The organism is Pseudarthrobacter enclensis (assembly GCF_030811655.1).
GTDB classification, from domain to species: domain Bacteria; phylum Actinomycetota; class Actinomycetes; order Actinomycetales; family Micrococcaceae; genus Arthrobacter; species Arthrobacter enclensis_A.
On sequence record NZ_JAUSRE010000030.1, the window covers coordinates 1 to 23,921 of the forward strand.

General features: G+C 67.4%; 19 protein-coding genes. 14 read left to right on the plus strand and 5 right to left on the minus strand.

Annotated elements, in window-relative coordinates:
* From J2X98_RS20310 to J2X98_RS20345, 8 genes are all read left to right on the plus strand, one after another.
* Window positions 1-504 (plus strand): SIS domain-containing protein (locus J2X98_RS20310; RefSeq protein WP_307311877.1); only part of this gene is annotated, 504 nt, incomplete at its 5' end.
* Window positions 505-679: 175 nt separating this feature from the next.
* The gene (locus tag J2X98_RS20315) at window positions 680-1,027 is read left to right on the plus strand and encodes a holo-ACP synthase (RefSeq protein WP_141942574.1); all 348 of its coding nucleotides are present in this window, start codon (window positions 680-682) and stop codon (window positions 1,025-1,027) included.
* Between the two features lie 15 nt (window positions 1,028-1,042).
* Entirely contained in the window at window positions 1,043-2,638 is a 1,596-nt protein-coding gene (locus J2X98_RS20320) for an NAD(P)H-hydrate epimerase (protein ID WP_307311881.1), read from the plus strand.
* Window positions 2,639-2,707: 69 nt separating this feature from the next.
* Window positions 2,708-4,966: a glycogen debranching protein GlgX gene (glgX, locus tag J2X98_RS20325; RefSeq protein ID WP_141942570.1), complete on the plus strand. Its 2,259-nt coding sequence runs from the start codon at window positions 2,708-2,710 to the stop codon at window positions 4,964-4,966.
* The gene (gene treY / locus J2X98_RS20330) at window positions 4,963-7,290 is read left to right on the plus strand and encodes a malto-oligosyltrehalose synthase (RefSeq protein WP_307311885.1); all 2,328 of its coding nucleotides are present in this window, start codon (window positions 4,963-4,965) and stop codon (window positions 7,288-7,290) included. The genes glgX and treY overlap by 4 nt, the downstream gene beginning before the upstream one ends.
* The gene (gene treZ, locus J2X98_RS20335) at window positions 7,287-9,053 is read left to right on the plus strand and encodes a malto-oligosyltrehalose trehalohydrolase (RefSeq protein ID WP_307311887.1); all 1,767 of its coding nucleotides are present in this window, start codon (window positions 7,287-7,289) and stop codon (window positions 9,051-9,053) included. Before treY ends, treZ begins: the two co-directional genes overlap by 4 nt.
* Before the next feature lie 101 nt (window positions 9,054-9,154).
* A complete protein-coding gene (mgrA, locus tag J2X98_RS20340; protein ID WP_307311890.1) occupies window positions 9,155-10,195 on the plus strand; it encodes an L-glyceraldehyde 3-phosphate reductase in 1,041 nt (346 codons plus the stop codon).
* 162 nt (window positions 10,196-10,357) lie between these two features.
* Window positions 10,358-11,443 (plus strand): inositol-3-phosphate synthase, encoded by a 1,086-nt coding sequence (locus J2X98_RS20345; RefSeq protein WP_307311895.1) that lies wholly within the window; start codon window positions 10,358-10,360, stop codon window positions 11,441-11,443.
* A gap of 80 nt (window positions 11,444-11,523) precedes the next feature.
* Here the strand turns inward: J2X98_RS20345 and J2X98_RS20350 are convergent, their stop codons facing one another.
* The 4 genes from J2X98_RS20350 to J2X98_RS20365 form a co-directional block, all read right to left on the minus strand.
* Window positions 11,524-12,441, minus strand: a complete 918-nt coding sequence (locus J2X98_RS20350) for an endonuclease domain-containing protein (protein ID WP_141942560.1) — start codon at window positions 12,439-12,441, stop codon at window positions 11,524-11,526.
* A 124-nt stretch (window positions 12,442-12,565) separates the two neighbouring features.
* Window positions 12,566-14,242: a formate--tetrahydrofolate ligase gene (locus tag J2X98_RS20355; RefSeq protein WP_307311898.1), complete on the minus strand. Its 1,677-nt coding sequence runs from the start codon at window positions 14,240-14,242 to the stop codon at window positions 12,566-12,568.
* A gap of 90 nt (window positions 14,243-14,332) precedes the next feature.
* Window positions 14,333-15,598 carry a D-inositol-3-phosphate glycosyltransferase gene (mshA, locus tag J2X98_RS20360; RefSeq protein WP_307311901.1) on the minus strand — a complete coding sequence of 422 codons (1,266 nt, stop codon included), beginning with the start codon at window positions 15,596-15,598 and terminating at the stop codon, window positions 14,333-14,335.
* A 76-nt stretch (window positions 15,599-15,674) separates the two neighbouring features.
* The gene (locus tag J2X98_RS20365; RefSeq protein ID WP_307311903.1) at window positions 15,675-17,102 is read right to left on the minus strand and encodes a 6-phospho-beta-glucosidase; all 1,428 of its coding nucleotides are present in this window, start codon (window positions 17,100-17,102) and stop codon (window positions 15,675-15,677) included.
* Window positions 17,103-17,182: 80 nt separating this feature from the next.
* On the opposite strand from J2X98_RS20365, the gene J2X98_RS20370 reads away from it, so the two are divergent.
* Genes J2X98_RS20370 through tsaD form a run of 6 tightly spaced genes read left to right on the plus strand, consistent with a single transcriptional unit; the run spans window position 17,183 to window position 22,436 of the window.
* The gene (locus J2X98_RS20370) at window positions 17,183-18,274 is read left to right on the plus strand and encodes a carbohydrate kinase family protein (protein WP_307311906.1); all 1,092 of its coding nucleotides are present in this window, start codon (window positions 17,183-17,185) and stop codon (window positions 18,272-18,274) included.
* Between the two features lie 53 nt (window positions 18,275-18,327).
* On the plus strand, window positions 18,328-19,566 hold the full coding sequence (gene alr / locus J2X98_RS20375; protein WP_141942550.1) for an alanine racemase: 1,239 nt from the start codon (window positions 18,328-18,330) through the stop codon (window positions 19,564-19,566).
* On the plus strand, window positions 19,563-20,168 hold the full coding sequence (tsaE, locus tag J2X98_RS20380) for a tRNA (adenosine(37)-N6)-threonylcarbamoyltransferase complex ATPase subunit type 1 TsaE (RefSeq protein ID WP_307311912.1): 606 nt from the start codon (window positions 19,563-19,565) through the stop codon (window positions 20,166-20,168). Before alr ends, tsaE begins: the two co-directional genes overlap by 4 nt.
* Window positions 20,162-20,833 carry a tRNA (adenosine(37)-N6)-threonylcarbamoyltransferase complex dimerization subunit type 1 TsaB gene (gene tsaB, locus J2X98_RS20385; protein ID WP_307311914.1) on the plus strand — a complete coding sequence of 224 codons (672 nt, stop codon included), beginning with the start codon at window positions 20,162-20,164 and terminating at the stop codon, window positions 20,831-20,833. Before tsaE ends, tsaB begins: the two co-directional genes overlap by 7 nt.
* 44 nt (window positions 20,834-20,877) lie before the next feature.
* On the plus strand, window positions 20,878-21,348 hold the full coding sequence (gene rimI / locus J2X98_RS20390; RefSeq protein WP_373460938.1) for a ribosomal protein S18-alanine N-acetyltransferase: 471 nt from the start codon (window positions 20,878-20,880) through the stop codon (window positions 21,346-21,348).
* On the plus strand, window positions 21,345-22,436 hold the full coding sequence (tsaD, locus tag J2X98_RS20395) for a tRNA (adenosine(37)-N6)-threonylcarbamoyltransferase complex transferase subunit TsaD (protein ID WP_307311920.1): 1,092 nt from the start codon (window positions 21,345-21,347) through the stop codon (window positions 22,434-22,436). Before rimI ends, tsaD begins: the two co-directional genes overlap by 4 nt.
* A gap of 113 nt (window positions 22,437-22,549) precedes the next feature.
* Here tsaD and J2X98_RS20400 read toward each other — a convergent pair whose 3' ends face one another.
* On the minus strand, window positions 22,550-23,701 hold the full coding sequence (locus tag J2X98_RS20400; protein WP_307311922.1) for a glutamate--cysteine ligase: 1,152 nt from the start codon (window positions 23,699-23,701) through the stop codon (window positions 22,550-22,552).
* Window positions 23,702-23,921 lie beyond the last annotated feature (220 nt).

The following is a 23,921-nucleotide window of genomic DNA, read 5'->3' on the forward strand; positions in this document are numbered from 1 at the left end:
AAGATCCTGGACAACGCCGAGCCCTTGCGTGAACTGGCCCGCAGCATGGCGGACGAGAAATCGGTGCTGTTCCTGGGCCGCCACGTCGGCTACCCCGTAGCCCTCGAGGGCGCCCTGAAGCTCAAGGAAATCGCGTACATCCACGCCGAGGGCTTCGCCGCGGGCGAGCTCAAGCACGGCCCCATCGCCCTGATCGATGAAGGCCAGCCGGTGTTCGTGGTGGTCCCGTCCCCGCGCGGCCGCGACTCCCTGCACTCCAAGGTGGTCTCCAACATCCAGGAAGTCCGCGCCCGCGGCGCCCGCACCCTGGTCATCGCGGAGGAAGGCGACGAAGCCGTCAAGGCCTACGCCGAGTACGTCTTCTACGTCCCGGAGACCCCCACCCTGCTCATGCCCCTGCTGACCACCGTGCCGCTGCAGATCTTCGCCGCGGAACTCGCCGCAGCCAAGGGCTACGACGTGGACCAGCCCCGCAACCTCGCCAAGAGCGTCACCGTCGAGTAACCGCGCCACTGGCGGACAGCGGAAGCCCCGGACCTTCACGGTCCGGGGCTTCCTGCGTTAACACTGCCGGCCCAAAAACAAGCCCTTTGCGCTGACGGCGGACAACGACAGTATCCGGCCCAAACGGGGGCGCAGGAGGGCCTCCGGCCGGGACCGCCACCGTAGAATGAACCGCATGATCGTTGGCATTGGGGTAGACGTAGTAGACATCGAGCGGTTCGGCCGCCAGCTAGAGCGCACGCCGGGCCTGAGGGACCGGCTGTTCGTGCCGGCGGAACGGGACCTGAACACCCGTTCCCTGGCTGCCCGGTTTGCCGCCAAGGAAGCCGTGGCCAAGGTCCTCGGTGCCCCGGCCGGCATGAACTGGCAGGACTGCTGGATCGGACTGGACCAGAACGGGCCCACCGTCCAGGTGAAAGGGACTGTCCTGGCAGTGGCCGAGGCCAAGGGCGTCAAGCGCTGGCACCTGTCCATCAGCCACGACGGCGGCATCGCCACCGCCACGGTCCTGGCCGAAGGCTGATCCGGCGGCCGCCGCATGATCACCGCGTACACCGGAACGCAGGTCCGCGCAGCCGAAGAACCCCTCCTGGCCGACGGCCTGGGGGACGTGCTGATGCAGCGCGCCGCCTACGGGCTGGCCGCCGCCGTCGTCAATGAATTGAAGTCCCGCGGCTCGCGCCTCAACGGTTCCCGCGTGGTGGTGCTGGTGGGCAAGGGCAACAACGGCGGGGATGGACTGTACGCAGGCGCCTTCCTCGCAGCCCGCGGGATGCGGACGACGGCGGTCCTCACCGGCAATGCCGCCCACCCCGGCGGTCTGGCGGCATTCGAGCGGGCAGGCGGCCGGGTGCAGCGGCTCACCGAAGCAGAGCTTCCGGCACTCGCCGCCGAAGCCGCCGGGGCGGACGCCGTCATTGATGCCGTCCTGGGAACCGGCGCGAAGGGTGGCCTGCGGGGGAGTGCCGCCCACCTGATCGACGCCATCACGGCTACACGGGACGCTGAACACCGCGACGGCCTGCTGGTGGCCTGCGACCTTCCCAGCGGCATCGACGCGGACACCGGCGAAGCTGCCGGTCCCGTCCTGCCGGCCGATATCACTGTGACGTTCGGGGGAGCGAAGACCGGCCTGTTGGCCGACCCCGGCGCCGACTACGCAGGCCGCGTCCTGGTCGTGGAGATCGGCATCGAAGAGCACCTTCCGGCGCCCTCCATGCGCCGGCTGGAGGAGGCCGACATGGCCCGACTCCTGCCGCACCCGTCCCGGCGCGCCCAGAAGTACTCACGCGGTGTGCTGGGCGTGGTGGCCGGGTCAGAGAACTACCCGGGGGCTGCAGTCCTCGCCTGCCGGGGTGCGCTGGCCGCCGGGGTGGGCATGGTCCGGTACCTTGGTCCGCCGTCGGTGGCCGACCTGGTCCGCCAGTCCTGTCCCGAGGTGGTCTGCAGCACCGGAACCGTCGCAGAGAACCGCGTCCAGGCCTGGCTGGTGGGCTCCGGCATGGGCCCCCATGACCACGAACAGCTGACCCGCGCCCGCGACGCCATTGCATCGGACCTTCCCGTCGTGGCCGATGCAGGTGCGCTGCCCGCGCTGCCTGCCATGCTTGCGCCGCACGTGGTGCTCACCCCGCACGCCGGTGAGCTCGCATCGCTGTTCCAGCGGCTGGGCCACGGCGAGGACAGGGAAGCCGTGGAAGCCGGTACGCTCGCTGCGGTCCGCCAGGCCGCCGTCCGCACCGGGGCCACCGTCCTGCTCAAAGGCGCCACCACCCTCGTGGCTGCACCCTGGGGCACCACCTTCAGCCAGGCGGACGGTACGCCCTGGCTCGCCACCGCCGGCAGCGGGGACGTCCTGGCCGGGGTCATCGGCGCGCTGCTCGCGCAGGCCGGGGCCGACGTCGGCCGCTTCACGGATCTGGGGATTGAAGGGGACGGACGGTGGGCTGCCATCGCCGCGCTGGGAGCGGCGTTGCACGGCCGGGCAGGGAAGGCTGCATCGGAGGCAGCGTCAGGCGGCCCGATCGCCGCTGGCGGAATTGCGGATGCCCTACCCGAAATCTGGGGTAAAGTCAGCATGCTTAGTAACTATGGAGCCTGGAAACGTAATAGTCACAGCCAACCACTACGGTAGGCATTAGTTCGCACCAGCAGCAGGGGCGTCCCGATGCCGTCTGCTGCTGACCAATAAATGAGGAGCACGATGGAAGTCTGGCCTGGAAATGCCTACCCGCTGGGGGCTACCTTTGACGGCACCGGCACTAATTTCGCCTTGTTCAGCGAACGGGCGGAGCGGGTTGAACTCTGCCTCCTGGCCGACGACTTAACCGAAACCCGGATCGAACTGACCGAAGTGGACGGCTACGTGTGGCACTGCTACCTGCCGCACATCCAGCCGGGCCAGAAGTACGGCTACCGCGTCCACGGACCCTACGATCCCGCCGATGGAAACCGCTTCAACCCCAACAAGCTCCTGATGGACCCATACGCCAAGGCCATCCAAGGCCAGATTGACTGGGACCCGGCGCTTTTCTCCTACGAATTCGGTGACCCCGACTCCCGCAACGATGCAGACTCTGCGCCGCACACCATGCACGGCGTGGTCATCAACCCGTTCTTCGAATGGGACGGCGACCGCCAGCTGAAGATCCCGTACCACGAGTCCGTCATCTACGAAGCCCACGTCAAGGGCCTCACCGAGCTGCACCCGGAAATCCCCGAAGAGCAGCGCGGCACCTACGCCGGCGTGGCCCACCCTGCCGTCATCGAGCACATGAAGAAGCTCGGCGTCACGGCCATCGAGCTCATGCCCGTGCATCAGTTCGTTAACGACGGCACCCTGGTGGAGAAGGGCCTCAACAACTACTGGGGCTACAACACCATCGGGTTCTTCGCCCCCCAGAACACCTACAGCTCCACGGGCGACGTGGGACACCAGGTCCAGGAATTCAAGGCCATGGTCCGCGACCTGCACCGGGCCGGCATCGAAGTGATCCTCGACGTCGTTTACAACCACACCGCAGAAGGCAACCACCTGGGCCCCACCCTGTCCTTCAAGGGCATCGACAACCAGGCCTACTACCGGCTGGTGGACAACGACCTGAAGCACTACATGGACTACACCGGCACCGGCAACTCGCTGAACGTGCGGCACCCCCACTCCCTGCAGCTGCTGATGGATTCCCTGCGCTACTGGGTCACGGAAATGCACGTGGACGGTTTCCGCTTCGACCTCGCCTCCACCCTGGCCCGCGAGTTCTACGACGTGGACAAGCTCTCCACCTTCTTCGAACTCATCCAGCAGGACCCCATCGTTTCGCAGGTCAAGCTCATCGCAGAGCCATGGGACGTTGGCCCCGGCGGCTACCAGGTGGGCAACTTCCCGCCGCAGTGGACGGAATGGAACGGCAAGTACCGCGACACCGTCCGCGACTTCTGGCGCGGCGAGCCCTCCACCCTGGGCGAGTTCGCGTCCCGGCTCACCGGCTCGGCTGACCTCTACGAAAGCTCGGCCCGGCGTCCCGTGGCCTCGATCAACTTTGTCACCGCCCACGACGGCTTCACCATGCGGGACCTCGTCTCCTACAACGAGAAGCACAACGAGGCCAACGGCGAAGGCAACAACGACGGCGAATCCCACAACCGCTCCTGGAACTGCGGCGTGGAGGGAGACACCGACGACGAGAAGGTGCTGACCCTCCGTGCCCGCCAGCAGCGGAACTTCATTGCCACGCTGCTGCTCTCGCAGGGCGTCCCCATGCTGCTGCACGGCGACGAACTGGGCCGCACGCAGCAGGGCAACAACAACACCTACTGCCAGGATTCCGAGCTGAGCTGGGTGCACTGGGAAGCCATGGACCAGCCACTGGTCGAGTTCACGGCATTCGTCAACAAGCTCCGGCACGACCACCCCACGTTCCGCCGCAGCCGCTTCTTCGACGGCCGCCCCGTCCGCCGTGGCGAAGGCGAGAAGCTGCCTGACATCGTCTGGCTCAAGACTGACGGCACGGAAATGCTGCCCGAGGACTGGGGCAGTGGCTTCGGCCGGACCATCGGCGTGTTCTACAACGGCGACGGCATCCAGGAACAGGACTCCCGTGGCCGCCGGATTACCGACGACAGCTTCCTCATGGCTTTTAATGCCCATGACGACGCGGTGGACTTCTGCGTCCCGTCCGACGAGTACTCGCAGTACTGGGAGGTCCTGGTCGACACCGCCGCCCAGGCCGACGCCTACGAACCTCTCAAGGCCGGCGCCACGCTGACCCTGGACGCGAAGTCCATGGTGGTGCTGCGTGCCTACTCCGGCCCCGAGGCTGAGGTGGATACGTCCGCGGCCGCGTCCCTGGCGTCCAGGGTGGAGCACGAGGAGGCCCAGGAGGAGATGGCGGAGGCCCAGGCCAAGGCAGCCGAGGCGAGCGAGGCAAGGGCAACGGGCGCCGACAAGAAAGCCAAAGCATGAGGACTCCGGTCTCCACCTACCGTTTGCAGATCCGCAGCAGTTTCACCCTCTTCGACGCCGCCGAACAGGTCCCCTACCTGAAGGACCTTGGCGTGGACTGGGTGTACCTGTCGCCCATCCTCACCGCGGAGAAGGGCTCGGACCACGGCTACGACGTGACCGATCCTTCCGCCGTGGACCCTGACCGCGGCGGCCCCGAAGGCCTGCTTGCCCTCTCAAAGGCAGCCCGCGAACACGGCATGGGCGTGCTGGTGGACATCGTGCCCAACCACGTGGGCGTGGCCTCCCCGCCGCAGAACCCGTGGTGGTGGTCGCTGCTCAAGGAGGGCCGCGGCTCGCCTTTCGCCGAAGCGTTCGACGTCGACTGGGACCTGGGCGGCGGAAAGGTGCGGCTGCCCATGCTGGGCTCGGACGCCGACCTGGACAAGCTGGAGGTCAAGGACGGCGAACTGCGCTACTACGACCACCGGTTCCCGCTGGCCGACGGCACGTACAGCGAGGGTGACTCCCCGCAGGACGTGCACAGCCGGCAGCACTACCAGCTGATGGACTGGCGCCGCGCAGATGCCGAACTGAACTACCGGCGGTTCTTCGCGGTCACCACCTTGGCCGGAATCCGGGTGGAGGAACCGTCCGTGTTTGAGAAGGCCCATGCCGAAGTGGGCCGCTGGTTCACGGAGGGCCTGGTGGACGGGCTGCGCGTGGACCACCCCGACGGCCTGGCTGATCCCGCGGGCTATCTCCGCTGGCTCAAGGACCTCAGCGGCGGCGCGTACGTCCTCGTGGAAAAGATCCTGGAGCCGGGTGAAGTGCTGCCGCAGGAGTTTGCCTGCGAGGGCACTACGGGCTATGACGCACTGGCGGACGTGGACCGGGTCTTCGTGGACCCGGCAGGGCAGCAGGCCCTGGACGCCCTGGACGCTTCGCTGCGGGGTACGCCTGAGCCGGCCGACTACGCGGAGATGATCCGCGGCACAAAGCGCATGATCGCCGACGGCATCCTGCGCTCCGAGGTGCTGCGGCTGGCCCGGCTGGTTCCCGAGTCGTACGGGCTCGCGGTGGACCAGGCAGCGGACGGCATCGCAGAGATCATCGCGTCCTTCCCCGTCTACCGGTCCTACCTCCCGGTGGGCGCCGACGTCCTCAAGGAGGCGTGCGAGTCCGCCGCGGCGCACCGGCCGGACCTGGAAGTGGCCGTCGGCACCCTCCTGCCGCTGCTGCTGGATCCTGCCGACCCCATCGCCATCCGGTTCCAGCAGACCTCCGGCATGGTCATGGCCAAGGGCGTGGAGGACACCGCGTTCTACCGGTACACCCGGCTGGGCACCCTGACCGAGGTGGGCGCCGAACCCACCGAGTTCGCCGTGGCGCCGGAGGAATTCCACCGGCGGATGCAGCGGCGCCAGCAGGACCTGCCCCTGTCCATGACCACCCTGTCCACCCACGACACCAAGCGAAGCGAGGATGCCCGGGCCCGGATCTCGGTCATCGCCGAACTGCCGGAGGAGTGGGCCAAAACCCTGGAGACGCTCCGGGGCCTGGCTCCGATTCCGGATGGCCCCTACGAGAACCTGCTGTGGCAGGCAATCGTAGGTGCGTGGCCTGCAAGCCGGGAACGGCTGCAGGGCTATGCGGAAAAGGCGGCCCGGGAGGCCGGCAACTCCACCAAGTGGACCGATCCCAATGAGGACTTCGAGTCCAAGGTGAAAGCAGCCGTCGACGCCGTGTTCGACGACGCCAAGGTGGCCAAGGTGGTTGAGGACTTCGTGGCCCGCATCGATGCCTTCTCCGCCGCCAACTCGGTCTCGGCAAAGCTGGTCCAGCTGACCATGCCGGGCGTGCCGGACGTGTACCAGGGCAGCGAATTCTGGGAACGGTCACTCACGGACCCGGACAACCGCCGGCCCGTGGACTTCGCTGCGCGGCAGGCAGAGTTGGCAAAGCTCGACGCCGGGACGTTGCCTGACGCGGGCACGGAAGCAAGCAAGCTTCTGGTCACCTCGCGCGCACTGCGCCTGCGGCGGGACCGCCCGGAGCTGTTCCAGGGATACTCGGCCGTGACGGCCACCGGAGCCGCCGCTGACCACCTGCTGGCATTCACCCGCGGAACCGACGCCACTTCCGGTGCCCTCACGCTTGCCACGCGGCTCCCCGCCGGACTGGAAGCCGGGGGCGGCTGGCGGGACACCGCCGTCGACCTTTCCACTGCCATGCGCGACGAACTCACTGGAACCAGCCACGGACCCGGCCGGGTTTCGGTGGCGGAGGTCCTGGGTACCTACCCGGTGGCCCTGCTGGCACCTGTGGACGGAGAAAAGGCATGACCCTGGCCAACGTTGGACCCGAACGCTTCGACGTGTGGGCACCGGACGCCAAATCCGTGGTACTGCTGGCCAATGGCCGGCAGTACACCATGCGGACGAAGGAAACGGCGCCAGGCAGCGAAGGATGGTGGACGGCTCCGGACGCTCCGGGCGAGGGTGATGTGGACTACGGCTACCTGCTGGACGGGGACACTACCCCCATCCCGGACCCCCGGTCCCGCCGCCTCCCTGCCGGTGTCCACGAACAGTCCCGCACCTACGATCCCGCCGCCCATGCCTGGCGGGACTCAGCCTGGCGCGGCAAGGACCTGCAAGGGTCGGTGATCTACGAACTCCACGTCGGCACCTTCACGCCCGAAGGAACGCTGGACGCAGCCGTGGACAAACTGGGCTACCTGGTAGACCTCGGCATCGACTTCGTGGAGCTGCTGCCGGTCAACGGCTTCAACGGAACCCACAACTGGGGCTACGACGGCGTGCAGTGGTACGCAGTCCACGAGGGTTACGGGGGACCGGCGGCCTACCAGCGGTTTGTGGATGCCGCGCATACCGCGGGGCTGGGCGTCATCCAGGACGTGGTGTACAACCACCTGGGGCCCAGCGGCAACTACCTGCCCAAGTTCGGCCCGTACCTCAAGCAGGGCGACGCCAACACCTGGGGCGACTCGGTCAACCTGGATGGGCCCGGCTCCGACGTGGTCCGGGAGTACATCCTGGACCACGCGGCACTGTGGCTGCGGGACTACCACGTGGACGGGCTCCGGCTCGATGCCGTGCACGCGCTGCGCGACGAGCGTGCCGTACACATCCTTGAGGACCTGGGCGCTTTGGGTGATGCCATCTCGGCCGAAACCGGGCTGCCCAAGACCCTCATCGCCGAATCGGACCTCAACAACCCGCGCCTGATCTACCCCCGGGATGCGAACGGGTACGGCCTGGCCGGACAGTGGAGCGACGACTTCCACCACGCCGTCCACGTGAGCGTCAGCGGCGAAACCACCGGCTACTACTCGGACTTCGAATCGCTGTCCGTGCTGGCCAAGGTGCTGAAGGACGGATTCCTCCACGACGGCAGCTACTCCAGTTTCCGCGGGCGGCACCACGGCCGTCCCATCAACGCTTCGCTGGTCCACCCCGCGGCATTGGTCGTCTGCAACCAGAACCACGACCAGATCGGCAACCGGGCCACGGGGGACAGGCTCTCGCAGTCCCTGTCATACGGGCAGCTCGCCGTGGCCGCCGTCCTCACGCTGACGTCCCCGTTCACGCCCATGCTGTTCATGGGTGAGGAATACGGGGCTTCCACGCCGTGGCAATTCTTCACCTCGCACCCCGAACCGGAGCTCGGAAAGGCCACCGCGGAAGGGCGCATCAAGGAATTCGAGCGCATGGGGTGGGATCCCGCCGTCGTGCCCGATCCCCAGGACCCGGAAACCTTCCGCCGGTCCAAGCTGGACTGGGCCGAGGCCGCCACCGGTGACCATGCGCGGCTCCTTGAGCTGTACCGGTCGCTCACGGCGCTGCGCCGCGAATATCCGGAGCTGGCTTCCCTTGGTCTTGGTGAGACAGGGGTTTCGTTCGACGACGACGCCCGCTGGCTGCGTTTCCGGCGCGGGGCCGTCGAGGTGCTGGTCAACGCCTCGGACTCCAAGGTCCGGGTGGACGGCGCAGGCACAGTCCTCCTCGCCACCGACCAAGGGACCGGGCTGAACGACGGTTCGCTTGACCTCGCGCCGTGGAGTGCCGCGATCCTCAAGTCCTAAACCTGGAAGTTGTGCCGCGGGCCTCGCCCGCGGCACAACTTTTTCTGCTGAGCGCTAACATCTCCCGCGTGGCGCAGCTCACAGGTGGCAGGATGGAATGTATGACTTATTCTGCAGCGGAGAACCGCTACGACTCCATGCCCTATCGCCGCGTCGGCCGAAGCGGCCTCAAACTCCCGGCCATCTCCCTGGGCCTGTGGCACAACTTCGGGGACGACAAACGGTTCGAGGAGCAGCGCGACATCCTCCGCGGGGCGTTCGATCTCGGGGTGAACCACTTCGACCTCGCCAACAACTACGGTCCCCCGGACGGATCGGCGGAAACAAACTTCGGACGGCACCTGAGGGACGACTTCAAGCCCTACCGTGACGAACTGGTCATCTCCACCAAGGCCGGCTACTACATGTGGCCCGGCCCGTACGGTGAATGGGGCTCCCGCAAGTACCTGATTTCCAGCCTCGACCAATCGCTGCAGCGCATGGGGCTGGACTACGTGGACATCTTCTACAGCCACCGGCCCGATCCGGATACGCCACTCGAGGAAACGATGGGCGCCCTCGATTACGCCGTCCGGTCCGGGAAGGCGCTGTACGCGGGCATCTCTTCCTACACGCCGGAGCAGACCCTTGAAGCCGCCCGCATCCTCAAGGAACTCGGTACGCCGCTGCTGATCCACCAGCCCAGCTACTCCATGCTCAACCGCTGGACGGAGGACGGCTCGCCCAACCTGTACGAGGTGCTGGACCAGGTGGGCGCGGGCTCCATCGCGTTCTCGCCGCTGGCGCAGGGGATGCTCACGGACCGCTACCTCCATGGCATTCCCGCCGACTCCAGGGCAGCCAAGGCCCGCTTCCTTTCGGAGGACTCCATCACGGAGGAGAAGCTGGACCGGGTCCGCGGGCTGCGGAAGATTGCCGAAGGCCGCGGGCAGTCGCTGGCCCAGATGGCCATCGCCTGGATCCTGCGCGATCAGCCCAAGGGCTCGCCCGTCACGTCCGCCCTGATCGGTGCCTCGAGTGTCCGGCAGTTGGAGGACAGCCTGTCCGCGATCGACAACCTCGGCTTCTCCGCTGACGAGCTGAATGCCATCGATGAATTCGCGGTGGAATCGGACATCAACCTCTGGAAGCAGAACGCCTGACCGGTCTGTTTTCGTTACACGGCGGGACCGGCGGAACAACGGCCGGTCCTGCTGTGTTGGGTACTATGAAAAGGCGCCGCGCGGCGCCGTGCCAGCCGGCCGCCGTCGTCCTCTCTGGGAAGGCTTGTCCGGCCGGCAAACGTTTGTCCCCAAAGGAGTTCTGTGTCTTCACATCCGATCCGTGTTGCAATCGTTGGCGTGGGCAACTGCGCCGCCTCGCTGGTGCAGGGCGTCCAGTACTACAAGGACGCCGATCCCGGTGAGACCATTCCCGGCCTGATGCACGTTGAGTTTGGCCAGTACCACGTGGGTGACGTTGAGTTCGTCGCCGCGTTCGATGTGGACGGCAAGAAGGTCGGCGTAGACCTCTCCGACGCCATCCTGGCCAGCGAGAACAACACCATCAAGATCGCCGACGTTCCGCCCACCGGTGTTACGGTCCAGCGCGGCCACACCCTGGATGGCCTGGGCAAGTACTACCTTGAGACCATCGAGCAGTCCACCGAAGAGCCTGTGGACGTGGTCCAGGCCCTCAAGGACGCCAAGGTCGATGTCATGGTCTGCTACCTGCCGGTCGGTTCCCAGCAGGCTGCCGAGTTCTACGCCCAGGCTGCGATCGACGCCGGTGTTGCGTTCGTGAACGCCCTGCCGGTCTTCATTGCCGGAACCAAGGAATGGGCTGACAAGTTCACTGCCGCGGGTGTTCCCATTGTGGGCGATGACATCAAGAGCCAGATCGGCGCCACCATCACCCACCGTGTGATGGCCAAGCTGTTCGAGGACCGTGGCGTCACCCTGGACCGGACCTACCAGCTGAACGTCGGCGGCAACATGGACTTCAAGAACATGCTGGAGCGTGACCGGCTGGAGTCCAAGAAGATCTCCAAGACCCAGGCCGTGACCTCCAACGTGGAGGCCGAGCTGGCGGCGAAGGATGTGCACATCGGCCCGTCGGACTACGTTCAGTGGCTTGATGACCGCAAGTGGGCCTTCGTGCGCCTGGAAGGCCGCAACTTCGGTGACGCCCCCGTGTCGCTGGAGTACAAGCTGGAGGTCTGGGACTCACCGAACTCCGCCGGTGTGATCATCGACGCCATCCGTGCGGCGAAGATCGGCCTGGACCGCGGCATTGGCGGCCCCCTGCTGTCGGCATCGAGCTACTTCATGAAGTCCCCGCCGGAGCAGTCCAACGACGACCTGGCCCGCGAGAAGGTGGAAGCCTTCATCCGCGGCGACGTGGAGCGCTAACCCCTCACCCCTGGTTGCTCTATCAGTTTTGGTCCCTAAACCTACCGGTTAGGGACCAAAACTGATAGAGCAACTGGCGTTTAAGGCTCCCGCAGCGCTGCACGGACCAGACCGGCCGCCCGCCGGAAGTCGTTCGCAAGATCATCAGCGTTGAATTTGAAGTACTGCCAGCCGGCGGAGTGGAAGCATGCATCCCGGCGGTTGTCGCGGGATTGCTGTTCGCGTGTCAGGTGATGGCCGCCGTCGTACTGGATGCCGATCCTCCGCCGCCTGTAGCCCAGGTCCGCAGCAGGGGAGCGCGGATTACCGGCGTCAACCCGAACCTGTAGCTCAGGTTCCGGCAATCCGGCGTCAACCAGAGCAAGACGCAGAAAGGTTTCGGGTGCTGAATCAGCACCTACACGGATCAGTTCGACGGCGGCCCGAGCTTTCACAATGCCCTGCATCTTTGGATGCCGCTTCAGCATCTCCCGCAGTTCCTGAACCGTTGCCCAGGGCTTGGTCCGAAGCTCAAGTCCGTCGTGCGGCTGTCGGACCAATTGGTCGCCCATTGCCACCACATGTTCCATGGGAAGCCGGCGACAAAGGTCCAGCCACGTCCGTGAGGCCGTCGAGATACGAATGCCCTGCCAATCCATGGTCTCGTCCTTATAGGCCAGCACGGTATGCCCCACGACGCCCATCCGTCGAACCTGCGGCAACGCTCGAGGTTTACTGAGATGGAGGTCCCGGGAATCCTGGAGCCACGGCGGGAGCCAGAGCCCCAACAATATAGCGGCCGTTGCGTGCGATATCCACGCTCCGGGAGTCGCCGCGGAGAGGGCGCGTGCCATTGCGGGAAGCTCGAAGTCCCGCCCTGCCGGCAGATACAGGAGGCGTCCGGCCGAAGCCAGATCGGAAGAGCGTAATCGACCCCGGCTGAGGTTTGCCGCCCGCGCTTCAGCGACCGTGAAGGGAATGGCTTCGAGGTGGGCCGGCAGCGGTGAAACAAGACGCATGGGGAACATTGTTTACCGGAAGCCGGTTGCCCCGCAGAACTTATCCACAGCTCGCGTTGCTCTATCAGATACGGTTCCCAACCCGGGGTTTTAGGGACCAGATCTGATAGAGCAACGCGTCGTTCTAGGTGAGGCCGATAGGGTTGCCCGCGTCGTCCACGTCCATGCGCAGGGCGGCGGGAACGGCGGGGAGGCCGGGCATGGTCATCACCGCGCCGGTCAGGGCCACGATGAACCCGGCGCCGGTCTTGGGCAGCAGATCCCGGACGTGGATGGTGAAGCCCTTGGGTGCGCCCAGGCGGGAGGCGTCGTCCGTGAAGGAGTATTGGGTTTTGGCCATGCAGACGGGCAGCGAGCTCCAGCCGTTCCGCTCGATGTCGGCAAGCCGCCGAAGGGCCGGCACTGAGAAGTCCACCCCGTCCGCCCCGTAGATCTCCTGCGCAATGGTCCGGATCTTGTCCTCCACAGGCAGTTCCAACGGATACAGGTGCCGAAAGCTGCTCGGCGCCTCCACGGCCTGCGCAACCAGCGCTGCGAGCTCGTCACCGCCGTCGCCACCTCCGCCGCGGCCCCACACATCGGCGACGGCGGCGCGCACTCCCTCGGCGGCACACCACGCCAGCAGCCAATCCAGTTCCTCCCGCGTATCGGACGAGAACCTGTTGATGGCCACCACCGGTGTGACCCCGAACTTCTCCACGTTGTGCACGTGCCGGCGCAGGTTGGCCACGCCTGCCTCAAGAGCAGCCAGATCAGGACGGGCCAGCTGGTCCTTGGCAACCCCGCCCTGCATCTTCAGCGCCCGGACAGTGGCCACCACCACGACGGCGGACGGCGCCAGACCTCCGTACCTGGCCTTGATGTCCATGAACTTTTCGGCGCCCAGGTCAGCCCCGAACCCGGCTTCCGTCACAACGATGTCGGCCAGGCGCCGGGCGGTCTGGGTGGCGATGAGCGAATTGCAGCCGTGGGCGATGTTGGCGAACGGGCCGCCGTGCACCAGGGCAGGGGTACCCGCGATGGTCTGCACGAGGTTGGGCTTGACCGCCTCCTTGAGGAGCAACGTAAGCGCCCCCTCCACCCCGAGGTCCGCCACGGTCACGGGTTTCCGGTCATAGGTGTAGCCGAACGTGATCCGGCCCAGCCGTGACCGCAGGTCCGCCAGGTCCGTGGCCAGGCAGAAGACGGCCATCACTTCGGATGCCACGGTGATGTCGAACCCGTCCTGGCGCGGCACGCCCTGCGTCGGCCCGCCAAGGCCAATCACCACCTCCCGCAGGGACCGGTCGTTCATGTCCAGCACGCGTTTGAAGGTCATGCGCCGCGGATCGATGTTCAAGGCGTTGCCCTGGTAAATGTGGTTGTCCACCAGGGCCATCAGCGCGTTGTTGGCTGACGTGATCGCGTGGAAATCGCCGGTGAAGTGCAGGTTGATCTCGTCCATGGGCAACACCTGGGACAGGCCGCCGCCCGTGGCACCACCCTTCATGCCCAGGACCGGGCCCAGCGACGGCTCCCGTAACGCGATCATGACTTTGTGCCCGGCGCGCGCCAGCGAGTCCGCCAGCCCGACGGTGGTGGTCGACTTCCCCTCGCCGGCGGGAGTGGGGGACATGGCGGACACCAGCACCACCTTGCCGTGCGGTTCAGGCGCCGCCAGCCGGGCCGGATCAATCTTCGCCTTGTACCGCCCGTACTGTTCCAGGGCGTCGGCATTGACTCCGGCCGCTGCCGCGATCTCGCCGATGGGCCGGATGCGGGCGGCGCGGGCGATTTCAAGATCGGTAGGGAGGGCAGACATCGTTGTCCTTTCCAGCGCAGTCGCGGGCACCGGCCGGCGGCCGGAGACCTGCCCCTAAGCTAACAGGAGCAGGCCCGGGGGCGAAGGACTTCAGGACGCGGGAACCACTGGAGCCAGGCGGCGGCCCACAAAGTTGTCGACGGCGGCATGGTAGCTTTCGAGCGTAATGGCGGCAGTGCGCTGCCAGCCGGAGTTCTGGGCACGGATCGCCGCGGCGCGGCCCAGGTCCTCGCGGGTGGCGGGATCGTCGTGAAGGGCCTCAAGCGCGTCGGCCCAGTCCGCGGCGTGGTGGCCGTCCACCAGGAGCCCGGTCCGGCCGTGGAAAATGGCGCGCGACAGTCCGCCCACCCGGGTTGCGACCACGGGGGTGCCGCAGGCCTGGGCCTCCAGGGCCACCAGCCCAAAAGATTCGCTGAAGGAAGGCATCACCACGACGTCGGCCGCGCGGAACCAGGATGCAAGCTCAGGTGCCTTCACCGGCGGAAGCTGCGTGACGACGTCGTCCATCCCCACCTCCGCAACCAGGCACCGCAGGTTGAATTCCTTGTTGCCGCTAAGGGCGCCCAGGATGGTGACGCGCAGGTCGATGTCCGGCCGGCGCTTCCGCAGCAGCGCGGCGGCCTTGACCAGGACCTGCGGCCCTTTCAGCCGCTGGATCCGGCCTGCGAATACCAGGTGGAAGGTGTCCGGGCTGATGCCGTGCCCGGCCCTGGAGCGGGCCCGGAAGGCGGGGGTGAAGGTGGCCAGGTCCACGCCGGGCGGGGCGATGTCGATCCGGTCGTACGTGGCGCCGTAGTGGGAAACGAGTTCTGCCGCCTCCGAGCTGGTGTTGGCAATCAGACGGGCAGCGCCCTCCACGATCCGGTGCTCGCCCAGTTCCCGCCGCCGGGGTTCCGGTTTTTCGCCGGACTCCAGCAACAGGTTCTTGACCTTGGCCATGGTGTGCATGGTGTGCACCAGCGGCACGCCCCACAGCTCGGACAGTTCAAGTCCGGCGATCCCGGACACCCAATAGTGCGAATGGATCACGTCATACCGCCCATGCGGCTGGCGGGAGCGGATCTGCTCGATCTCGGCAACCATTGCGTGCAGCAGCCCGGGGAGTTCTTCCTTGGGGATCTTCCTGGGCGGGCCGGCCATGACGTTGTGCACGCACACGCCGGGATCGGGATGTTCGACGGCGGGCTGGTCGGCTGAGGTGGCGCGCGTAAAGATCTCCACCTCCACCCCCGCCTCAGCCAGTGCCGACGCGAGTTCGCGGATATAGACATTCATTCCGCCGGCGTCCCCGGAGCCAGGCTGTTCCATGGGGGAGGTGTGGAGGGAGAGCAAAGCAACCCTGCGGATCAGTGCCACGGGACCTCCTTCCGGCTGCCGGCGCGTTTCAGGGGAGCCGGTTCAGTGCGCATTCGATAAAACACTACTCCTTCCCCTAACGCCCACTGCCCTCCCACATCTTCCCCAAATCCGGAAACGCCGCCTCATAGCCGGCCAGGAGCTTTGCCGCCAGTTCCGCGGAATCCACCAGCGGGTGCCGGCCGAAGGCCTCAAGGGCGGCAGCACGGTTCCCGGTGGTGGCGGCATTAACCGTGAGTTGTTCCACGTCCTTGACCCGCTGCAGCAGTTCCAGCTGTGGACCGTCCGGCGGCTCCTGGGGCAGCGGGACGGCGCCGTTGGCCGTGACTGTGCAGGGAACTTCGACGACGGCGTCCGCCGGCAGGCCCGGAATGGCTGGTTGGGCACTGCCGGGGACGGTGGTGGCCGGCGGGGGTGCGGACGGAGTCAGTTTGTCCGGCGGAGGCAGTGAATTGCGGGTGTTGAGGATCAGTTGCGTGTCCCCGCCGCCCCCGAGGGCGCGCATCGCCGCCAGGGCCACCCGTTCATAGCCGCCGCCGGCCAGGTCCTCCTCATCGCGGTGCCCGCCGTCGCTCCGGGCCTCCGCCAGATACCCCTCTTCGCGGGAACGCCGGGCTTCCTCCCACAACCTGTACGCATCCGGTCCGGCAGCGGCGAGCCGCGGGTACAGCTCCAGCTGCTGTCCGTGAATGGCCTCGCCGCGGGTCTGCGCCATGGCCCGAATCGCCTGCCGTGCGTCACCTGACCGGTAATAGTAATACAGGTACTCGTTGGGCAGCAGGCCCAGCCCGGCCAGGAAGGGTTGCGGGAAGAGCCTGCCTTCCTCGAACGACCGCAGTGCTGCCGGGTCCGCCAAAAGCCCGGGCAGCACGTCCCGGCCGCCGGACCCCAGCCGGTACAGCCAGCCCAGGTGGTTCAGCCCGTAGTAGCCCACGCCGTCGAGATGTCCCTCCCGCAGGGGGACGCCGGCAGCGCGGGCTGCCCGGTGTACCAGGCCGCACGCCGAGTCGCAGATCCCGATGACCCGGTCCCCCAGGACCGGAAGCAGCGCCTCGGTGACCATGCCTACAGGATTGGTGAAGTTGATCAGCCACGCGTCCGGGCACTGTTCCCGCATCCGCCGGGCCAGGCGAAGCATATAGGGAATGGTCCGCAGGGCGTAGGAGATCCCGCCGGCCCCGGTGGTTTCCTGGCCCAGCAGCCCCAGGTCGCGGGCCACTTTCTCGTCGGCCACCCGCCCGCCTGTCCCGCCCGGCCGGATGGCGGCGAACACCATGCCGGCCCCGGCCAGGGCTTTGGCGGGATCGGTGGTGGCGCTGACCCGAAGTGGCGCACCGTGGCTCCCGGGCATACTCTTCAGCACCGCGGTGACGGCATCCAGGCGGGCAGGATCGACGTCGTACAGCACCAGCTCGGTGACCAGCCCGGAAAAGCTCCCGGACACCAACGCCCGGTATATCAGCGGCACCCGGAAACCCCCGCCGCCGGCAATCAGAAGCCGCATGGATGCAGTCTAGGACCGCCCTCCGACAACGTGTCCATACCCCCTACCGCAGGGCTGCGGCCCGGCGTATCCTGCGCACTATGGACGCGATGCCAGCCCGCCCCTTCGATCCGCTGGCGGCCGTCCGCTCACCGGCCGAGCCGGGATTCGACCTCCTGCTGGCCGGAACCGTGTTCCAGGACATCATCTTCACCGGCCTTCCCCACGGGCCGGAACCGGGCACCGAGATCTGGAGCGACGGCATGGGCAGCTGTCCCGGCGGGGTGGCGAACCAGGCGATCGCCGCCGCGAGGCTGGGCCTGCGCACCGGGCTGGCGGCAGCGTTCGGGGATGACGGGTACGGGGACTTCAACTGGAAAATCCTCTCCAACCAGGAACACGTGGACCTCAGCCTCTCCCGCCGCGTCCCGGGATGGCACTCACCGGTCACTGTGTCCCTGTGCGTGGACCAGGACCGCTCGCTGGTCACCCACGGGCACTCCGCTCCCGTGACCAACTCCGAGCTCATTGGAAAGCCGCCCAAAGCGCTCGCCGGCATAGCCGAGCTGGGCCTGGAGATGGAAACCTGGGCCCGGGCCGCGCATGCGTCCGGGGTGAAGCTGTTTGGGGACGTAGGCTGGGATCCCAGCGGGGAGTGGGCGCCGGTGCGGCTCGAAAACCTGAAGTACTTCTACGCGTTCCTGCCCAACCAGCGCGAGGCAATGGCCTTCACGGGCAAGGACAATCCGTGGAGCGCCCTCTACGCGCTGGCGGACCGGGTGCCCGTGGCCGTGGTGACCCTCGGAGCGCAGGGCGCCATGGCCGTGGACTCGGAAACCGGTGAGGAGGAGTGGGTGCCGTCCCTTCCGGTCAAGGCCCATGACCCCACGGGAGCCGGGGACTGTTTCGACGCGGCGTTCATCGTGGGAACCCTGGCTGGCTGGCCGCTGGGGGACAGGCTCCGGTTCGCCAACCTGTGCGCGTCCCTGGCGGTGCAGGAGGTGGGCGGATCCCTGGCCGCTCCGGGCTGGGGGGACATCGCCGACTGGTGGAAACGCGCCAATGCGCGCCCGGAACGGCAGACCAGCCAGTGGCTTAGGCGCTTCGGGTTCCTCGCGGACATCATCGAAGACGTGCCGCTGGCTGCCCAGCGCAGGGCGGCGGCAACCATCGCGCACCTGTCGGACGCCTAAGCGGCGCGGCCCCTGATTATTCGGCGTGAAGTGCCCGCACTAGAATCAATCAGGTGACCTACCCCGCAACAACCGGTGAATTCAGTGCTGCCTCCGGGCCGGACCCCCGCCACGAGCGGTCCGCCGTGATCGACCTGGACGCCATCCGGCACAACGTCCGCCGGTTGGCCGACGCAGCTTCCCCAGCGAAAGTCATGGCCGTCGTCAAGGCCGATGCCTACGGGCACGGGGCCGTCCCGGTGGCCCGCGCCGCCCTGCAGGCCGGTGCCTCCTGGCTGGGCGTCGCCCACATTTCCGAGGCCCTCGGGCTGCGGGCCGCCGGCATCGACGCCCCCCTTCTCGCCTGGCTGCACACCACCGACAGCAACTTCGGCGCCGCCGTGGCTGCCGGCGTCGACATCGGCTGCTCGGGGTGGGAGCTGGAACGCATTGTTGCCGCCGCCCGTGAGCAGGAACGCCCTGCCCGCATTCACCTCAAGGTGGACACCGGACTGGGCCGCAATGGCGCAACTCCGGAGACCTGGGACCGCCTGGTGGGGGAGGCCGTGGAGTACCAGGACCAGGGCCTGCTGCGCGTGGTGGGCATCTTCTCCCACCTGGCCGTGGCCGATGAACCGGAGCGGCCCGAAACGGACCAGCAGGTGGCGGCATTCCGCGAGGCACTGGCCATAGCGGAGGATGCAGGCGTTGACCCGGAAGTCCGGCATCTGGCCAACACCCCGGCCACCCTGTCCCGGCCGGACACGCACTTCGACCTGGTGCGGGTGGGCCTCGGAATGTACGGGCTCTCGCCCTTTGAGGGGCAGACGTCCGCCGAGCTGGGACTTCGCCCTGCCATGACCCTGCGCACGCTGGTCTCGCAGTGCAAGGAGGTGCCCGCGGGACAGGGTGTCTCCTACGGCCTGCATTACCGCACCAGGGAGGCCAGCACCTTGGCGCTGATCCCCATGGGCTATGCCGACGGCGTTCCCCGCGTCGCCACGGGCGGCCCAGTCCGCGTGGCCGGTAAGACCTATCCGGTGGTGGGGCGGATCGCCATGGACCAGATGGTCATCGACCTCGGGCCGGAGGCCTCAGGAGCGGGCCTGCACGGGGCGGAAGCGGAACTGTTCGGTGACGGGTCCGACGGCGGCCCCACGGCTGACGACTGGGCACGCGCCGCCGGGACCATCAACTACGAAATCGTCACCAGGATCAGCCCCCGCGTACCCCGCCGCTTCATCAACGAGGACGAACCGGCACGCAACGACACCGGCCTGGTTGCCGTCCCCGGCAAGGCGGGCACCCCGTGAGCGCGCCTGAAGAGCCAGTTGCCAACTGGGAAAAGACCTTCACGGCGACGACGGCGGACCAGACGCACGCTTTCGGCGCGCGTTTGGCGGAGGTACTGCAGGCCGGGGACCTGCTGGTGCTGTCCGGCGAGCTGGGTGCCGGGAAGACCACGTTCACCCAGGGCCTGGGCGAGGGTCTGGGCGTCCGGCCAGGCATCATTTCCCCGACCTTCGTCCTGGTCCGGATCCACCCCAACCTGCCGGACGGTCCCCGTCCCGGCGGCCCCGACCTGGTCCACGTTGACGCCTACCGGCTGGGCTCGGCGGCTGAAATCGACGACATCGACCTTGAAAACACCATGGACTCCTCCGTCACCGTGGTGGAGTGGGGGCATGAGCGGGTGGAGCACCTGAGCGAGAGCCGGCTGGAGATCGATCTGCACCGGGCCATCGGGCTGGGGGCCGGCGGCCTGGCTGCTGCCGGGAGTTCCGGACCGGCCGTGAACCTGGACTTCGATGGCGAAGACACGGACGAACCCCGCACCATTGTGATGCGCGGATACGGGCCCCGGTGGGCCACCGCCCCCGAACTCGGAGGCTTCGAAGGAGGCACGGGATGCTGATCCTTGCCATCGATACGTCGGCGGTCGCCAGCGCAGCCCTGGTATCCGATGACGCGCCGGAAAGCGTGCTGGCCAGCTTTTCCACGGAGGACACCCGGAGCCACGCCGAGGTGCTCGCCCCGGGAATCAGCGCGATGCTGTCCGGGGCCGGTGTCAGGGGCCAGGACGTTGACGCCGTGGTGGTGGGCGTGGGACCCGGCCCGTTCACGGGACTGCGCTCGGGCATTGCCACCGCCCGCACCTTCTCGTTTGTCTGGGGCAAACCCCTGCACGGGGTGATGAGCCTGGATGCCGTCGCGCTGGAAGTCGCCGAGTCCACGGCCGCCGTTCCCGAGTTCCTGGTGGTGACCGATGCCCGCCGCAAGGAGGTCTACTGGGCCCGCTACAGCCTCTCGGATGACCAGCTTCCCCTGCTGGAGGACGGTCCGCACGTAGGATTCGCGGCCGACCTGCCGGACCTGCCGGCATTCGGGGCAGGTGCCGGACTGTACAGGGACGTGCTCAAGGCCCATCCTGATTTTGCCGGGGAGCAGCCCGACGCCCTGTACCTGGGCCAGTTTGCGCTGGCCCGGTTGGCTTCCGGCGCCGAACTGCTGGACTCCACCCCCCTGTACCTGCGCGAGTCCGACGCGCAGGTACCCGGACCACGGAAGCGGGCACTGTGAACACCGTCCCGCACCTCCGCCTGGCAGGAATCACCATCCGGGACATGACTCTGGACGACATCCCCGCCGTCGGGGTGTTGGAACACAAGCTTTTCCCCATCGACGCGTGGCCCGTGCAGATGTTCCTGGACGAGCTGTCCCAGCCGGAGACCCGCCGCTACCTCGTGGCGGAAACGGACGAAGGCATCGTGGGCTACGCCGGCCTGATGTGCATCGAGCCGATCGCGGACGTCCAGACGATCGCCGTCGTCCCCGACCATGAGGGCCGCGGCATCGGCAGCGCCCTGCTCACGCAACTGATCGATGAGGCCCGGCACCGCGGCGCCGCCGACGTCCTGCTCGAGGTCCGTGCCGACAACCCGCGGGCGCAGGACCTGTACGTGCGGTTCGGCTTTGAACAGATCCATGTCCGGCCGCGCTACTACCGCGACGGCGTGGATGCCCTCATCATGCGGCTCCAGCTGGCCGCATCACACCCTGAAGGACACGAAGCAACGGAGGCAGGCCAGGCATGAACCGCACCCAGCCCCTGGTACTGGGCATCGAATCATCCTGCGACGAAACCGGCGTCGGCATCGTCCGCGGGACGTCCCTCCTGACCAACACCGTCTCCTCCTCGATGGACGAGCACGTCCGCTTCGGCGGCGTGATTCCCGAGATCGCGTCCCGCGCCCACCTGGACGCCTTCGTCCCCACCCTCGACCAGGCACTTGCTGACGCCGGCGTCACCTTGGACGACGTGGACGCCATCGCCGTCACTTCCGGGCCCGGGCTGGCCGGCGCGCTCATGGTGGGCGTGTGCACCGCCAAGGCGCTCGCCGTCGCCACCGGAAAACCGCTGTACGCGATCAACCACCTGGTGGCGCACGTCGGCGTGGGACTGCTGGACGACCGCGCCAGCGGCCGGAAGCAGGAACTGCCGGAAAACCTGGGCGCCCTGCTGGTGTCCGGCGGCCACACCGAGATCCTGCGGATCAAGAGCATTACCGGCGACGTTGAACTCCTGGGCTCCACCATCGACGACGCCGCCGGAGAAGCCTACGACAAAGTGGCGCGGATCCTGGGGCTGGGCTATCCGGGCGGCCCGGCCATCGACAAGATGGCCCGCAATGGCAACCCCAAGGCAATCCGCTTCCCCCGCGGCTTGACCCAGCCCAAGTACATGGGCACCGCGGACGAACCCGGGCCGCACCGGTACGACTGGTCCTTCAGCGGACTCAAGACCGCCGTGGCCCGGTGCGTGGAGCAGTTCGAGGCACGCGGCGAAGAGCTCCCGGTTGCCGACATTGCGGCCGCTTTCCAGGAGGCCGTGGTGGACGTGATTTCATCCAAGGCGGTCCTGGCCTGCCGCGAGCAGGGCATCAAGGACGTCCTGCTGGGCGGGGGAGTGGCGGCCAACTCACGGCTCCGCGAACTGACCGGGCAGCGATGCGCGTCCGCCGGCATCCGGCTGCACGTCCCGCCCCTGGATCTCTGCACGGACAACGGCGCCATGGTGGCCGCCCTCGGCGCGCAGCTGGTGATGGCAGGCGTGGAGCCAAGCGGAATTGGGTTCGCCCCGGATTCGTCAATGCCGGTCACCTCGGTATCCCTTCCGGCCTGACCCCAGCCCTGGCCCCGGGGAGCCGTCGCGGGGCACTTCGGGGGCTCCGCGACGGACATCACGACGGCGGCCGGCGTGTCCGTGTCGAAGTGCCCCGTTTCGGGGCGGACCACTCAGGCGGTGGGGCCGTTGCGCATCTGCTTCACCAGGTCCAGCACCACGGCCTGGAGGTTCCCGCCGTTCTCCGCTGCCACCCGGCGCTGCCGCTGGTAGCCGGCGCCACGGCGGATGATCTTCTCGACGTCGGCAAGTTCGTCAGCGCAGCGCAGCTTGGCCGCGACAGGTTCCAAGCGGTTCAGCGTCTCCAGCAGGTGGTCGGTCACCAGCTGCTCGCGCCCCGCGGCGTCCAGGATGATGATGGCGTCCATCCCGTAGCGGGCTGCGCGCCACTTGTTCTCCTGCACATGCCAGGGCGGCATGGTGGGGATGGTGCCGCCGTTGTCCAGGATGGTGGAGAACTCGTCCACCAGGCACTGGGTGAGGGCCGCGATGGCGCCCACTTCCTCCAGGGTGGCCAGGCCGTCGCAGATGCGCATTTCGATGGTGCCGAGGGCGGGCACGGGCCGGATGTCCCAGCGGATCTCCGAGATGGTGTCGATGACACCCGTGGTGAACATGTCCTGGACGTAGGACTCGTACTCCTCCCAGGATTTGAACTGGAAGGGCAGTCCGGCGGTGGGGAGCTGCTGGAACATCAGCGCCCGCTGGGAGGCGTAGCCCGTGTCCTCGCCGCCCCAGAACGGGCTGGACGCAGAGAGCGCCTGGAAGTGCGGAAAGTAGTTGACCAGGCCGTCCAGTACGGGAAGCGCCTTGTCCCGGCGGTCCAGGCCCACATGCACGTGCACCCCGTAAATGACCATCTGCCGGCCCCACCACTGGGTCCGGTCGATGAGCTTCGCGTAGCGCGCCTTGTCCGTCACGGGCTGCAGCTGCGGCGGGCTGAACGGATGGCTGCCGGCACAGAACAGTTCGACGCCCATGGGATCGGTGATTTCGCGGACAGCGGCCACGGACCGGTTCAGGTCTTCCTTGGCTTCTGTGGCGGTCTCGCAAATACCGGTGACCAGCTCCACGGTGTTCAGCAGCAGTTCCTGCTTGATGTGCGGATGTTCGTCGTCTTCGTTGAGTTCCGGATGGCGCGCGGCCACACCGCGGAGCACCTGGTTGGCAACGGATGCGAGTTCGCCCGTCTTCCCGTCCACCAGTGCAAGCTCCCACTCAACACCGAGGGTTGACTGCCTCGATGGGGCGAAGTCGATCTTCACACGCTTCCTTACTGTCCGGTTGCCGCTGGCTGATGCCGCTCACAGGCTGCAGCCGGCAGGCGAACGGGTGGTTCAAGTCTAGTGCAGGGGTAGCATCGTAGTGATGGCACCGTTCCCCTTGCATCACAAGCCCGCCACGTCCTTCCCCCTTCTCCTGGCCTTGTCCGCCCTGGCGCTGGCCTCCTGTTCCGCCTCCCCAAGCCCGGCCCCGCCGTCGTCT